This window comes from Nitrospira moscoviensis, assembly GCF_001273775.1.
Classification (GTDB): Bacteria; Nitrospirota; Nitrospiria; order Nitrospirales; family Nitrospiraceae; genus Nitrospira_D; species Nitrospira_D moscoviensis.
In genome coordinates this window covers 3,228,077-3,241,354 of the sequence record NZ_CP011801.1, presented here as the reverse complement: position 1 = coordinate 3,241,354, position 13,278 = coordinate 3,228,077, and the positions used below count along the sequence as shown (strand labels likewise).

Below are 13,278 nucleotides of genomic sequence, written 5' to 3'. Positions count from 1 at the left end.
CTTGCCGGATGACGATTTTGAGCATTCTCCGAGAACAGAATTAGGGAAGAAAGATGGAAATTTCAAAACAAGAAGTCGAGAAAGTCGCCGCGTTGGCGCGGCTGCTGGTGAGCGACGGTGAGAAGGAGATGTTCGCCAAGCAGCTCAGTCAGATCCTGACCCACGTGGAGAAGCTGGACCAGTACGACACGAAGGGAGTCGAGCCGGCCTCGACGGTGTTCGGACAGGTGAACGTGTTCCGCGACGATGTCGCGCGGCCGTCGCTGCCGGTGGAGCAGGCGCTGGCCAACGCCCCGGAACGGGAAGCCGACGGATTCGCCGTGCCGAAAATTATTGAATGAGTGAAGGATGATCGGTGAGGGGTGATGAGTGGAACTCTGAGGGCTTCGCGCCGGTCTCCATCATTGATCACCGTCTCTCATCGCTGATCACGAGGTTTAAACATGTTTCGACAAATGCTGCGATCAAAAATACACCGCGCCACCGTGACGGGCGCGCATCTCGAATATGAGGGGAGCCTGACGATCGACGAGGATCTGCTGGACGCCGCCGGCATTCTGCCGTACGAAGCGATCGTCTGCTCCAATCTCAACAACGGGGAGCGGTTCATGACCTACGCGATCAACGGCAGGCGGGGAGGCGGCGACATCATTCTCAACGGCCCCACGGCCCGGAAAGCCGCCGTCGGCGATCAGATCATCATTTTCTGCTATGAGTACTACGCGGAAGAAGAGATCAAACGGCATGCCCCCAAGATCGTCCGGGTGAACGAGAAGAACCGCATCGTCGAGACGAAGTGATGTCGCTGCACAAGCTGTCGCTCTGCGAGCTCCAGAAGAAATTCACCGCCGGGGAAGTGACCGCGACCGAGATCGTGCGCGCCTATGCACTGCGTATCGGGCAGGTGGAGCCCAAGGTCAAAGCCTATGTCACCCAGGTCAGGGACTCGGCGTTGGCTCAGGCCGAGGCGTTGGATCGGAAGTTGAAGGGCTGGCGCAAGACGCAGCCGATGACCGGCATGCCGCTCGCGCTGAAAGACAATCTCTGCACGGAAGGCGTGCCGACCACCTGCAGCTCGCGCATGCTGCAGCACTTCGTGCCGCCGTACGATGCGACGGTGGTCGCCAGGCTGCGGCAGCAGGACTATCTCTTGCTCGGCAAAACGAACCTCGATGAGTTCGCGATGGGATCGTCGACGGAAAATTCCGCCTTCGGCCCCAGCCGCAATCCCTGGAATCTGCACTGTGTGCCGGGCGGGTCGAGCGGCGGCTCCGCCGCCGCCGTGGCGGCGGACGAGTGCGTGGCCGCGCTGGGCTCCGACACGGGCGGGTCGATCCGGCAGCCGGCGGCGTTTTGCGGGGTGGTGGGGCTGAAGCCGACCTACGGGCGCGTGTCGCGCTACGGGTTGGTGGCATTCGCTTCGTCGCTCGATCAGATCGGGCCGATCACCAAGGACGTGTCCGATGCGGCCTTTCTGCTCGGCGCCATCGCCGGCCACGATCCCTTGGATTCCACGTCGGCCGATGTCCCCGTGCCGGATTACATGAAGGCGCTCAAGAAGAAAGATGTGAAAAAGCTCAAGATCGGCATGCCGCGGGAGTTCTTCGCCGAAGGCGTGGATCCGGATGTCGAACAGGCGGTGCTGGCGGCGGTCGACGAGTTGAAGGCTCTCGGCGGGGAAATCAAAGAGATTCAGCTGCCGACGACCGATGCGGCGGTCGCCGTCTATTACGTGCTGGCGACGGCGGAAGCCAGCTCGAATCTGGCCCGCTACGACGGCGTGAAGTTCGGGCTGCGGGCGAAAGAAACGAAAGATCTGCTCGAGCTGTACATGAAGACGCGGCAGGAAGGTTTCGGTCCGGAAGTCAAGCGCCGCATCATGCTGGGGACCTACGCCCTCAGCTCGGGCTACTACGACGCGTACTACGGCAAGGCCCAGGCGGTGCGCACCTTGATCTGCCAGGATTTTGCCGCCGCGTTTCGAGACGTGGACCTCATCGTCACACCGGTGACGCCGACACCGGCGTTCAAGCTCGGCGAAAAAAGCGACGACCCGCTGCAGATGTACCTGTCGGACATCTTCACGATCTCCGTCAATCTGGCCGGGCTGCCGGCGATCGCGCTGCCCTGCGGCTTCAGCACAACGAATCTGCCGATCGGGCTGCAGATCATCGGCCGGGCCTTCGAGGAAGACACGCTGCTGCGCGCCGCGCATGCCTACGAACAGGCGACCCAGTGGTATCTGAAAAAGCCCACGGTCAGGTAGAGCGAGGGGTAAAAGGAGCGGGCGCAGGCGGGCTTACGGGGGCACTATGACGACCATTGAAATCGCAGCGGTGCTGATTGCGGTTGCGTTTGCCGTTCTGGTGGGCTATCTCGTGCCGGTGTTGATGCAGGTGCGCAAGACGGTCGCCGAGTCGGAGCAATTGCTGGCGAAGTTGAACGCCGACGTGCCGCCGCTCGTGGCCGATCTACGCGCCGTGGGCCGTCATCTGAACGAGTTGATGGAACAGGCCCGCGGTGGGGTGGAGCATGCGGCGGTGCTCCTCCACGCGGTGGGCGAAGTCGGCGAATCGGTACAACAGGTGCACAACGTGGTCCGCGGATCGGGCGGGAGCTTGTTCGGCAGACTCGCCGGCGTGGCGGCGGGATTCAAGGCGGCCGCGCAGGTGGTCCGCGAGCGCTTGCGACATGAAGGAGGACCTCACAATGGCGGATGAACGTGGATCAGCGACGGCGGTGCTATTGGCGTTTCTCAGCGGCGCGGCGCTCGGCGCGGTGGCCGCCCTGCTGCTGGCTCCGCAATCGGGCCGGGAATCGCGGGAGCAACTGCGCGGGTATGCGCGGCGCGCCGAGGACAATCTCCGCGAGCTCGCCGATCGGGCGGGCGAGGCGCTGGAAGGCGTGATGGAAGAAGGCAAGTCCTTTGTCGAGAGCAAGAAGTCGGTCATCCGGGAAGCGCTGGAAGCCGGCCGCGAGGCGATGAAGCGTGAGCGGGAGAGTGTGCGGAGTGAAGGACAGAGCTGAGCATGATCTATGAGGTGGTCATCGGGGTGGAAGTCCACGCCCAGCTGCGGACGAAATCCAAAATGTTCTGCGGCTGCGGGACGGCCTTCGGCTTATCCCCCAACAGCCGGACCTGTCCGGTTTGTCTGGGGCTGCCGGGCAGCCTGCCGGTCATCAACCGGGCGGCGGTGGACATGGCCGTCCGCGCCGGCCTCGCGTTGAACTGCACGATCGCGGCGCACAACCGGTTTGCGCGGAAGAACTATTTCTACCCCGACCTGCCGAAGGGCTATCAGATTTCCCAATACGAAGAGCCGATTTGCGAGCGCGGCTGGATCGACATCACGGTCGGAGACCATCCCAAACGGGTGCGGATCCGGCGCGCGCACCTCGAGGAGGATGCGGGGAAAAACATCCATGAGACGGGGACCGCGGGGAGCCGCGTGGATCTGAATCGCGCCGGCACGCCGCTCCTCGAAATCGTCACTGAGCCGGACATGCGGTCGGCGGACGAGGTGGTGGCCTATCTCAAAGGTCTACGCGACATTCTCATGTACCTCGAAGTCTGCGACGGCAACATGGAGGAAGGCAGCTTCCGCTGCGAGCCGAACTTGTCGCTTCGTCCGCTGGGACAGAAAGAATTCGGTACGAAGGTGGAGTTGAAGAACATCAACTCCTTCAAGTTCGTCAAGGACGCGATCGAATACGAGATCAAACGCCAGACGAAAGTGCTCAACGAAGGCGGGACGATCAGGCAGGAGACCCGCCTGTGGAACATCGAGCGCGGTGAAACGGCGGTGATGCGCTCGAAGGAGGAGGCGCACGACTATCGCTATTTCCCAGACCCCGATTTAGTTCCGCTCAAGTTGGACGAGGCCTGGATCGATCAGTGCCGGTCCGCTCTCCCCGAGCTCCCCGCCGCCAAAGTCGCGCGGTTCGTCGGCGAGTATGGGCTGCCGCCGTACGATGCCGGCGTGCTGACGGCGTCCAAGGCATTGGCCGATTATTTCGAAGCCTGCGTCGCGCGCTTCCCTCATCCCAAGACCGTGAGTAACTGGGTGATGGGAGAGCTGAGCCGGGAGCTGAACAACTCCGGGACGGATGTGACGGCTTCGCCGGTCTCGCCAGAACGACTGGTGAGTCTGTTAACGATGGTCGAGCAGGGTACGGTCAGCTTGAAAGTGGCCCGCGACATCTTTCCCGAGCTGTATCGCAGCGGAAAGACGCCGGAGCAGATCGTGCAAGAAAAGGGACTCACGCAAGTCTCGGATGAAGGCTCACTGGAGAAGCTCATCGACGAAGTCCTCGCCAAGAATCCGGCCCAAGTCGCCCAGTTCAAGGAGGGCAAGCACCAAGTCCTCGGCTTCCTCGTCGGACAAGTGATGAAAGCCAGCGGCGGCAAGGCGAATCCGGGGAAGGTGAACGAATTGTTGAAGCGGAAGCTTACCGGCTAGTTCGGACGACGGGGGGAAATGTAGCATGAGTGCAATTCGAGAGATCAAGGGCAGGCAGGTGATCGATTCGCGGGGCAATCCGACCGTGGAGGCGGAGGTGACGCTGGAGAGCGGCGCCAAGGGGCGGGCGGCGGTGCCGTCGGGGGCCTCGACCGGCGAAAAAGAAGCGATCGAGCTGCGGGACGGCGACAAGAAGCGCTGGATGGGAAAGGGCGTGACGAAGGCGGTGGCCAACATCAGCAGGGTGATCGCGCCGGAGTTGCTGGGGAAAGAGGCGTTCGATCAGGCCGCCGTCGATCACACGATGATCGCGCTGGACGGGACGAAACCCAAAGGCAAGCTCGGCGCCAACGCCATCTTAGGCGTGTCGCTCGCTGTAGCGAAGGCCGCAGCGCAGGAGGCGGGACAGCCGCTGTATCGCTATTTGGGCGGAACCAACGCGCGGGTGCTGCCGGTGCCGCTCATGAACATCATCAACGGCGGGGCGCATGCCGACAATCGGCTCGATCTGCAAGAGTTCATGATCATGCCGGTCGGCGCCGACCGCTTCAGCGAAGCGCTCCGCATGGCGACCGAAGTGTTCCATGCGTTGAAGGCGCTGCTCAAGAAGAAAGGCCTCAGTACGGCGGTGGGGGACGAAGGGGGCTTCGCGCCGGATCTTCAATCGAACGAAGAGGCATTGAGCCTCATTATGGAAGCCGTTGAAGCGGCGGGGTACAGGGCCGGCAAGGACATCGCGCTCGCGCTGGATTGTGCGGCGAGCGAGCTCTACGACAAGGGCCGCTATGTGCTGGAAGCCGAGAAGAATCGGGAGCGGTCCTCGGAAGAGATGATCAGCTACTACGGCAAGCTGTTGGACCGCTATCCGATTCTGTCCATCGAAGACGGCCTGAGCGAGCTGGACTGGAAGGGCTGGAAGATGCTGACCGAGAAGCTGGGCAAGCGGGTCCAGCTTGTGGGCGACGATATCTTCGTGACCAACGTGGAGATCTTTTCAAAAGGCATCAAGGAGGGGATCGGCAACTCCATTCTGATTAAGCTCAATCAGATCGGCACCTTGACGGAAACTCTGGATGCGATCGAGCTGGCGAAGCGGTCGGGCTATACGGCGATCATCTCCCATCGGTCGGGCGAAACCGAAGACACGACGATCGCCGATGTGGCGGTGGCGACGAACAGCGGATTGATCAAGACCGGGTCTTTGTCCCGCACGGATCGCGTGGCAAAATACAATCAGTTGCTGAGGATCGAAGAGGAGTTGGGCGCGGCTGCGATCTATCGGGGGCGCGAAGCGGTGCCCGGTCGCGCGTAGAAGCCGATGATCATCAAGCAGAATCGCGGGCGGCAGTGGCTGGACTGGCAGCGGCGCATGGTGAAGGCCGCGCAGCTTGCGGGGGTGGCCGCCTGCGGATGGCTGCTGCTCGCGCTGTTTTTCGGTGAGATGGGTCTGCCACGGTATCTGGCGATGCGCAATCACGCCGCGCAACTGGAGCAGGAGCTCGCCGCCTTGCGCGGCGAAACCGCGTCGTTGCGGAAAGACATCGCGCGGCTGCAGCACGATCCGGCGAAGATCGAGCGACTGGCTAGAGAACGGCTCGGCTATGTGCGCAAAGGAGAGACGGTGTATCAGCTCGCCCCCGATCCGTTGAAGCAGCAGGAGCCGCCGTTCAAGCCATGAAGTTCGGCACCGTCGCCATTGTCGGTCGGTCCAATGTCGGCAAGTCGACGCTGCTGAATCGCCTGCTGGGTGAAAAAGTCGCGATCGTATCGGACAAGCCGCAAACGACGCGGACCCGTATTTTGGGCGTGGCGCACGTGCCGGGCGCGCAGATCGCCTTTCTCGATACGCCGGGCCTCCACAAACCGCAGCATCTGTTGAACCGGCGGATGGTGCGCACGGCCGTCGAAACGCTGGACGAAGCCGATATTCTCTACGTCCTCATGGAGGCGACCAGTCTGCCGGGACCGGGAGACCTGGCGGCGCTGGCCCATGTGAAAGACGCGGTGGCGAAGCGGCCGCGTCCGATCATTCTCGTCGTGACGAAGATCGATCTGGTCAACAAGCACAAATTGCTGCCGGTGCTCGACAGTTATGCCAAGCTGTTTGCCTGGACGGAAGTTGTGCCGGTCTCCGCACAGGCGGACGACAACATCGATCGCTTGCTGGCTGTCACGGTGCCGTATCTGGAGGAAGGCGAGGCTGCGTACGACGAGGATACGGTCACCGATCAGACCATGCGTACGCTGGCGGCGGAGATGATCCGGGAGAAGATTCTCCACGCGACCGAAGAAGAGGTGCCCTATTCCGTCGCCGTGGACGTCGAACAGTTTGTCGAGGAAGGCAAGCTGGCGAGGATTCGGGCCTCCATCCTGGTCGAACGGGAGACTCAGAAGGGGATCCTGATCGGCAAGCAGGGCGAGCGGTTGAAGCACATCAGCACACAGGCCCGGCAGGAGATGGAGCGTGTGTTCGGCATGAAGGTCTTCCTGGAGGTCTGGGTCAAAGTCAAGGAATCCTGGCGGGAAGACGAACAGGCCTTGGTGCAGTTAGGCTATTAGCGCCACGATCATGCAACCGATCGAACGACCGGTCGAAACCAAACCGCCCGAGGCGCGAGCGCGCGTGGCGGACAAGGACTTGCTGCGCGAAACGCTGCGCGATCAGACGGAGCGCGGGCAGACCAAGTCCGATATCGTGTTGCAATCCGTCCAGCGCCTGCTCCGGCGCGGCGCGATCACGAATCTCTCCAAGATGTTGGGGCGTATGCACCCGGCCGACATCGCCAAAGTCGTGACGCACCTTTCCTCCCCGAAAGAAAAGCGCGAAGTGTTCGAGCTCGTTCGCGGAGAAGCCAAGCGCGGCCAGGTCTTGAGCGAGCTCGACGGCGACAGCATCCAGCAAGTACTGGCCGATCTGCTGCATTCGGACATCGCCTGGCTGTTGAAGGATCTCGGTCCCGACGACGTGGCCTATATCCTGGGGTTCCTGCCGGAAGAGCGGGGCAAGGAAATCCTCGCGTTGATGAAGACGGAGGACTCGACCGAAGTCGCCGACATCCTGAAGTATCCCAAGGATACGGCCGGCGGCATCATGACGACGGAGTTCTTCTCCTTGCCGGAGGACGCTACGGCCCAGGAAGCGATCCGCCGCTTGCAGCAGGCGACCGACGCCGAAATGGTCTTTTATATCTACGTGACCGACAAGGAGGACCGGCTGGTCGGCGTGCTGTCCTTGCGCCAGCTTCTGACCGTGCCTCCCGCCACGACGTTGAAGAACATCATGACGCGCGATGTGATCAGCGTGACGGTCGACATGGATCAGGAAGAAGTGGCCAGGCAGGTGGCCAGCTACAATCTTCTTGCCATTCCAGTGGTGGAGAAAGACGGGCGGCTGGTCGGCATCATTACGGTCGACGACGTGGTCGACGTCATCCGGGAGGAAGCGACCGAGGACATGCTCAAGATGGCGGGCGCCATCGAAGAAGACAGCGTCTCGAAGTCGTCGAGCGTGGGGGCTGCGAAAGTGCGCCTGCCGTGGCTGTTTACCAATCTCGTCGGGAGTCTGTTGTCCGGCGCGATCCTGTGGTATTTCCGGTTTACGATCCAGGAAGTCGTGGCGATCGTCAGCTTTATTCCCGTCATCGCGGCCATGGGCGGCAATGTCGGCCTGCAGTCCTCGACGCTCATCATCCGCGGACTCGCGACAGGAACCGTGGAATCGACGGATGTCTGGACGGTCTTTTTCCGCGAGGTCAAAATCGGGCTGTTGATGGGTGTCGCCTGCGGGGTGATTCTGACGGCCGTCGGCTGGGTATGGCATCAGGGGTTTTTGGGCATGGTCGTGGGGGCCTCGCTGATCATCGCCTTTTTGGTGTCGACCAGCATGGCGACCATCATGCCGATCGTGCTCAAGCGGATGGGCGTCGATCCGGCGGTCGCGGCTGGGCCGTTCGTCACCACGGCCAACGACATTACCGGGATCACGATTTACCTGACCCTCGCCACGCTCTTCTTGGAGCATCTGCGGTGAGCGATCACCCGGTCATCCGATCCCTTGCTCGGACGGCGCGAAAGGCGTCCACTCGATGCCGCTCGTAAAGACCACGGGGATTATTCTCAAGAGCCGCAAATGGGGTGAGGCGGATCGCATCGTCACCTTCTATACCAAGCATTTCGGCAAGATCCGGGGCGTCGCGCGGGGCGCCCGCCGATTGAAAAGCCGTTTCGGCGCCGCGCTGGAGCCCTTCACGCTGTGCCATCTCAATTTGTTCGAGAAGCCGGGCGACTCGTTGTTTCGGGTCTCGCACGTCGATCTGGTGACCTCGTTTCAGAGCCTGCGCGAAGATTTGACGCTCATGGCGTCGGCGGCGCGGATGGTCAATGTCGTGACGGCGGTGACGCCGGATGGAGATCCCGATGGAGCGTTGTTCGACACGTTGGAGCAGGGGCTGGCATCGCTGTCCCGGAGCCAGGATCCGACCTTCACCGCGCTGCTGTTTCAAATCCGGCTGTTGGGTCTCACGGGCTTCCGGCCGCAGACCGACCATTGCGCCGCCTGCGGCAAGACGCGTCTGGTGGGGGATCCGCACTTCTCGCCGCTCGCCGGGGGGTTGGTCTGTCTCACCTGTGCGTCGCGCCAACGGGCTCGTTGTGTGGCGCTGTCGCGCGGCAGTCTGTCATTCCTCCAGCAAGCCATTCGGTTGGCGCCGGCTCTGGTGACGCGCCTGAAAGCGACGGGCCAAGTGCGCAACGAAATCGAAGAAGCGATCGAGGGGTATGTCACCGTTGTGGCGGGGAAACGGCTTCCGCCCGTCGATTTCTTGTCGCCCCCGTTGATGGCGTGATGGCACATCTATTGCTGAAAGCACGGAGAGTAAGATGACGGCGGTCGCGCTTGAGCCGCGCGATATGGAGTGGCTCGACAAGGGGGTGCTGGGCATTCACTGGAGCGACGGCCACAAAGGCGTCTATCCCATCCGGTACCTACGGCAGCATTGTCCGTGCGCCGCCTGCGTGGACGAATGGACCGGCGAGCGCCGGCTCAAGCCGGACGATGTGCCCCTGCTGATCATGCTGCAAGATGTCGAACCGGTCGGCCGGTACGGGCTCCAATTCAAATGGAGCGACGGCCACGACACGGGGATCTATGCCTATCAACTGCTGCGTCGGTTGTGTCAATGCGACAAGTGTCAGCCGGTCAAGCCGGTCGAACCGAAATCACGGCGGTTGATGTGATCCCTGCTTCCAAGAGCGCCGGGCTCGGCTACGCCCTCGTTGCGCTGTGTGTATTGGGCGCCATGGAGGGTTGCAGCGGGCTGCCGACGCTGGCAGAGCAAGAGCAACTCGTGCGGGCCAACAATCTCGTCCTGGATCGCATTACCACCAGAGCGGTGGTGAACGTGTGGGGGAAGCCGCCCTACCACCATAGTGAATTTACTCACTTCTTCGTCATGCCCGATCGCACGATGATTCCCCGCGCCCGGGTCGAGGTGGGCGAAGCGCCGAAGGGGTGGGACGCGGGAGTCCATGCGGGAGAAGGAGTATTTTTCGCCTATCCGGATCGCGGGTGGTTGCTGGTGTTTTTGGATGAGCGGCTGGTCTACCGCGAAGAACTGAAACCCGAACAGTTGCATGCGCTCGTCAAGGCTTGGGCCTATGAAGACCGCTTTAAGACACGTCTCGACGACACGCCGGTTCCCTAGTTATCCTCACCCGGTCCTGTGATGCCCTCACCTCCTGATCGAGATCCGCTGCACATCGTCATGGCCGCCTCGGAGGCCGTGCCCTATGCCAAGACCGGGGGATTGGCGGATGTGACCGGCGCACTGCCCCACGAGTTAGTCAAACTCGGACATCGGGTGACGCTCATTTTGCCCGGCTATCCAGGCTTGCTCGCCGACGCTCGGGCCTGTCGAACGATGGCGGAATTTCGTATACCCGTGGCCGGACAGCACGCCGACGTGAGGATCGACGAAGCCGTGACGCCCGACACCGACTCGGTCCGCATTCTGGCGGTCCGATACGATCCCTATTTCGATCGCCCCGGTCTGTATCAAGCCGCCGCCGGCGATTACCCCGACAACCTCGAACGGTTCATCCTTTTCAGTCGGGCCGTGCTTGAGACGATCGAGTTTCTCTCTAGGGCGCACGGAGAGCGGGTCGAGATCCTGCATTTACACGATTGGCAAACCGCGCTCTGCGCAGTGTATCTCAGGAGCGGGGAGTACCCGTCACTGTCTCATCTCAAAACGCTCTTCACGATCCACAATATCGGCTACCAGGGCCTTTTTCCGGGGGGCGAGTTTGCGAAGATCGGCTTGCCTCCTTCGTTGTTCACGCTCAGCGGTCTGGAGTTCTACGGGTTCGTCAACCTCTTGAAGGGCGGCATCCTCTTCGCGGATGCGGTCTCGACGGTCAGCCCGACCTATGCCCGCGAGATCATGACCGAAGAATTCGGAAGCGGGTTGGAAGGCGTATTGGCGAGCCGAGCGGACGGGATCAGGGGCATTACCAACGGCATCGACGTCACGAGATGGAATCCGGCTGCTGACCAGTATCTGCCGGCGCCGTATTCATCTGCCGACTTAACCGGGAAAGCGGTGTGCAAGCGGGCGTTGCAGCGGGAATTGGATGTACCCGTGCGCGAGGTGCCGCTCTTGGCGCTGATCGGACGATTGGCTTGGCAAAAGGGATTCGATTTGGTCACCGACATTCTGCCGGAACTGATGGCGCTCGACCTGCAAGTCGTGGTGCTGGGTACGGGGGAACACCCTCTCGAACAACAATTTCGTGATGCCCGGGCGAAATACACCGGCCGCATCGGCGTGTCGATTGGATTCGATGAGGGCCTGGCCCACCGAATCGAAGCGGGCGCCGACATGGTGCTTATGCCGTCGCGCTATGAACCGTGCGGGCTGACTCAGCTCTACAGCCTCCGATACGGGACGGTTCCGATTGTGCGCCGGACGGGCGGGTTGGCCGACACGGTCGTTCCGTTCAAACCTACGACCGTCCAGGCAGGGCACGCCACAGGATTCCACTTCCATGGCTCCGCAAGCGAGACTTTCCTTTCCACCGTCTTATTGGCCCTCGAAATATACAAAGATCAGCGGGCCTGGCGGGCTCTCATGCTTGCCGGGATGCGGACAGATGTGTCGTGGACGCAGTCTGCAAAGCGGTACGTTGAGTTATATCGAGGGATGTAAGTGGCGTGCCGCGGTCACTAAGGAGTCTTGAGCGAAACATCAACCCCGCGCTCAATCTCCGTCAAGAAAGTCTTGGCCTGCGCGAGATAATAGGAGGATCCTTCGCCGGGATGCAGCGCCACCACCACGGTGAAGAATTCGCGGGCGAGTTCGATGTGACCTTGTTCCAGGGCAAGCTGACCTGCGTGGAGCGAGCAGGCCGACGCCATCGCATTGACGTCGACTGCGAATCGGCTTGTGGGATTCGTCACGAGTTGCTGAAGCTTAGCGGGGAGAGGGAGCACGAATCCATCTTGGCCGTTGTGCACCCGAGTCGCCTGAACCAGGGTCCGCATGTCCCGGTAGGCCTCACTGACATTTGAAGAAAGTCTGCAGTGGGTATAGGTGTCCCAGAGCGACATAAAACCGGTGTTATCCAGAGCGGTCTGCTTGGGAGAGTGACTGGTCTGGCAGCCGGTCACAAGCATGACCAGCAAGACAGCCGCGTAGACGAGTTGATGTCCTTTTCCGATCACGTCTTGCTCCTCACGGCTGCTCGTTACTGCAATGATGAGACCTGCAGGTTAGGCCCATAACTAAGCGAATTCATTAGTTCTTGTTCAGTGGGAGCCTCCGGAGTTGTGTGAAACAGTCATCACTGTTGGATCTTTACCACACAGGCGCCAAGGCACGATAGGGTGAATGGGGATTTAAGAATTAAAGATCTGGACCAGGATGCCGGTCCGTGTGGTGGCGTTCGTCTTGCGCATGATGTGCTTGATGTGTTCTTTCACGGTTTGCTCTGTAATCTGAAGGGCATTCGCAATCTCTTTGTTGGTCCAGCCTTTTGCCAGGTGTTCCACTACCGCCTGTTCCCGGTTGGTCAACTGGAACCGCTCGCGGGCATGCTCGGTATTCAGATTCTGCTTCCGTCCCAATTCTTCCATGGTGACGACCAGACGAGCGTGCTGAATGCCGCCTCGATCCGGAAGTCCAAATCCTCGCAATAGCACGGGTTGATTCGGGTCTCCCGTGACCCGCTTGACCTCGAACTGCTCCCAATCCTTGGCCTCTGTCCGCACATGAAGAGCCTTAATGATTTCTCCGCAAAGCTCGGTCAGAGCTGCAGGAAGGACTCCATGGGCCGATTTGGCCGCAGTGCCGCCATGTTCTGCGGCATTGATTTTCTTGGCCAGCTCCGACGCCTGTCTGTTCATATGGAGCAGCTGCATCGAAGCGGAGAGAACCACAATGCCGGACCCCGCCCGTTGATCGGCAAGGCCGTCTGATTGGTCGTTGGTATTCAGTGTGTCGGGCATGTTGCGGCTGGGAACGGGATGACCAGGTTGCTAGACAACAGGACTGTTTCTGCTAAGCTCGTTTGGGAGCAGAAATACTACCTAACCCTTTCGGGGGAGTCAACACCTACCTTCGAGAAATCCGCCTACATCGTCGGTATTGTTGAGTCCGACGACCACATCTATAGTCGCTCCTGGCGAGGATAGCGAGAGAAATTCTTCCGATCAACTGAAATCAACGTTAGCGCCATGAAACGCCATGACGTGATGCGGGCACACACGGCGGACCATATCGCAATACATCACACTATCAAGCATGCTTTCTCACCGAGGAGG

Annotated in this window: 16 protein-coding genes; 14 read left to right on the top strand and 2 right to left on the bottom strand. The window is 61.0% G+C overall.

The window, feature by feature from the left end; translation table 11 throughout:
* The first annotated feature begins 53 nt into the window (after positions 1 to 53).
* From gatC to glgA, 14 genes are all read left to right on the top strand, one after another.
* A complete protein-coding gene (gatC, locus tag NITMOv2_RS15760; RefSeq protein WP_053380777.1) occupies positions 54 to 341 on the top strand; it encodes an Asp-tRNA(Asn)/Glu-tRNA(Gln) amidotransferase subunit GatC in 288 nt (95 codons plus the stop codon).
* 102 nt (positions 342 to 443) lie between these two features.
* Positions 444 to 800: an aspartate 1-decarboxylase gene (gene panD, locus NITMOv2_RS15755; protein ID WP_053380776.1), complete on the top strand. Its 357-nt coding sequence runs from the start codon at positions 444 to 446 to the stop codon at positions 798 to 800.
* Positions 800 to 2,266 carry an Asp-tRNA(Asn)/Glu-tRNA(Gln) amidotransferase subunit GatA gene (gene gatA / locus NITMOv2_RS15750; RefSeq protein ID WP_053380775.1) on the top strand — a complete coding sequence of 489 codons (1,467 nt, stop codon included), beginning with the start codon at positions 800 to 802 and terminating at the stop codon, positions 2,264 to 2,266. Before panD ends, gatA begins: the two co-directional genes overlap by 1 nt.
* A gap of 46 nt (positions 2,267 to 2,312) precedes the next feature.
* Positions 2,313 to 2,720 (top strand): DUF948 domain-containing protein, encoded by a 408-nt coding sequence (locus NITMOv2_RS15745; RefSeq protein WP_053380774.1) that lies wholly within the window; start codon positions 2,313 to 2,315, stop codon positions 2,718 to 2,720.
* Positions 2,710 to 3,027 (top strand): YtxH domain-containing protein, encoded by a 318-nt coding sequence (locus NITMOv2_RS24035; protein WP_053380773.1) that lies wholly within the window; start codon positions 2,710 to 2,712, stop codon positions 3,025 to 3,027. The genes NITMOv2_RS15745 and NITMOv2_RS24035 overlap by 11 nt, the downstream gene beginning before the upstream one ends.
* Positions 3,028 to 3,029: 2 nt before the next feature.
* Positions 3,030 to 4,460, top strand: coding sequence for an Asp-tRNA(Asn)/Glu-tRNA(Gln) amidotransferase subunit GatB (gene gatB / locus NITMOv2_RS15735; protein ID WP_053380772.1), 1,431 nt, complete (start codon positions 3,030 to 3,032; stop codon positions 4,458 to 4,460).
* 25 nt (positions 4,461 to 4,485) lie between these two features.
* Complete coding sequence (gene eno / locus NITMOv2_RS15730; RefSeq protein WP_053380771.1) at positions 4,486 to 5,772, top strand: phosphopyruvate hydratase; 1,287 nt, start codon at positions 4,486 to 4,488, stop codon at positions 5,770 to 5,772.
* Between the two features lie 6 nt (positions 5,773 to 5,778).
* The gene (locus NITMOv2_RS15725) at positions 5,779 to 6,138 is read left to right on the top strand and encodes an FtsB family cell division protein (RefSeq protein ID WP_053380770.1); all 360 of its coding nucleotides are present in this window, start codon (positions 5,779 to 5,781) and stop codon (positions 6,136 to 6,138) included.
* Positions 6,135 to 7,019, top strand: coding sequence for a GTPase Era (gene era / locus NITMOv2_RS15720; RefSeq protein WP_053380769.1), 885 nt, complete (start codon positions 6,135 to 6,137; stop codon positions 7,017 to 7,019). The genes NITMOv2_RS15725 and era overlap by 4 nt, the downstream gene beginning before the upstream one ends.
* Before the next feature lie 10 nt (positions 7,020 to 7,029).
* Positions 7,030 to 8,490, top strand: coding sequence for a magnesium transporter (mgtE, locus tag NITMOv2_RS15715; protein ID WP_238590365.1), 1,461 nt, complete (start codon positions 7,030 to 7,032; stop codon positions 8,488 to 8,490).
* Between the two features lie 55 nt (positions 8,491 to 8,545).
* On the top strand, positions 8,546 to 9,304 hold the full coding sequence (gene recO / locus NITMOv2_RS15710) for a DNA repair protein RecO (protein ID WP_053380768.1): 759 nt from the start codon (positions 8,546 to 8,548) through the stop codon (positions 9,302 to 9,304).
* Between the two features lie 34 nt (positions 9,305 to 9,338).
* Entirely contained in the window at positions 9,339 to 9,695 is a 357-nt protein-coding gene (locus tag NITMOv2_RS15705; protein ID WP_053380767.1) for a gamma-butyrobetaine hydroxylase family protein, read from the top strand.
* Positions 9,692 to 10,162, top strand: coding sequence for a hypothetical protein (locus NITMOv2_RS15700; protein WP_053380766.1), 471 nt, complete (start codon positions 9,692 to 9,694; stop codon positions 10,160 to 10,162). The genes NITMOv2_RS15705 and NITMOv2_RS15700 overlap by 4 nt, the downstream gene beginning before the upstream one ends.
* A gap of 21 nt (positions 10,163 to 10,183) precedes the next feature.
* Entirely contained in the window at positions 10,184 to 11,665 is a 1,482-nt protein-coding gene (gene glgA / locus NITMOv2_RS15695; RefSeq protein ID WP_202967248.1) for a glycogen synthase GlgA, read from the top strand.
* Positions 11,666 to 11,682: 17 nt separating this feature from the next.
* Here glgA and NITMOv2_RS15690 read toward each other — a convergent pair whose 3' ends face one another.
* Positions 11,683 to 12,180, bottom strand: a complete 498-nt coding sequence (locus NITMOv2_RS15690; RefSeq protein ID WP_053380764.1) for a hypothetical protein — start codon at positions 12,178 to 12,180, stop codon at positions 11,683 to 11,685.
* A 174-nt stretch (positions 12,181 to 12,354) separates the two neighbouring features.
* Positions 12,355 to 12,861, bottom strand: coding sequence for a response regulator transcription factor (locus tag NITMOv2_RS15685; RefSeq protein WP_187299240.1), 507 nt, complete (start codon positions 12,859 to 12,861; stop codon positions 12,355 to 12,357).
* Positions 12,862 to 13,278 lie beyond the last annotated feature (417 nt).

Coding starts and splice junctions, on each gene's coding strand:
- NITMOv2_RS15745 (WP_053380774.1), top strand. CDS start 2,313: ATGACGACCATTGAAATCGCAGCGGTGCTGATTGCGGTTGCGTTTGCC.
- era (WP_053380769.1), top strand. CDS start 6,135: ATGAAGTTCGGCACCGTCGCCATTGTCGGTCGGTCCAATGTCGGCAAG.
- mgtE (WP_238590365.1), top strand. CDS start 7,030: ATGCAACCGATCGAACGACCGGTCGAAACCAAACCGCCCGAGGCGCGA.
- NITMOv2_RS15685 (WP_187299240.1), bottom strand. CDS start 12,861: ATGAACAGACAGGCGTCGGAGCTGGCCAAGAAAATCAATGCCGCAGAA.
- NITMOv2_RS15705 (WP_053380767.1), top strand. CDS start 9,339: ATGACGGCGGTCGCGCTTGAGCCGCGCGATATGGAGTGGCTCGACAAG.
- NITMOv2_RS15725 (WP_053380770.1), top strand. CDS start 5,779: ATGATCATCAAGCAGAATCGCGGGCGGCAGTGGCTGGACTGGCAGCGG.
- eno (WP_053380771.1), top strand. CDS start 4,486: ATGAGTGCAATTCGAGAGATCAAGGGCAGGCAGGTGATCGATTCGCGG.
- glgA (WP_202967248.1), top strand. CDS start 10,184: ATGCCCTCACCTCCTGATCGAGATCCGCTGCACATCGTCATGGCCGCC.
- recO (WP_053380768.1), top strand. CDS start 8,546: ATGCCGCTCGTAAAGACCACGGGGATTATTCTCAAGAGCCGCAAATGG.
- NITMOv2_RS24035 (WP_053380773.1), top strand. CDS start 2,710: ATGGCGGATGAACGTGGATCAGCGACGGCGGTGCTATTGGCGTTTCTC.
- panD (WP_053380776.1), top strand. CDS start 444: ATGTTTCGACAAATGCTGCGATCAAAAATACACCGCGCCACCGTGACG.
- gatC (WP_053380777.1), top strand. CDS start 54: ATGGAAATTTCAAAACAAGAAGTCGAGAAAGTCGCCGCGTTGGCGCGG.
- gatA (WP_053380775.1), top strand. CDS start 800: ATGTCGCTGCACAAGCTGTCGCTCTGCGAGCTCCAGAAGAAATTCACC.
- gatB (WP_053380772.1), top strand. CDS start 3,030: ATGATCTATGAGGTGGTCATCGGGGTGGAAGTCCACGCCCAGCTGCGG.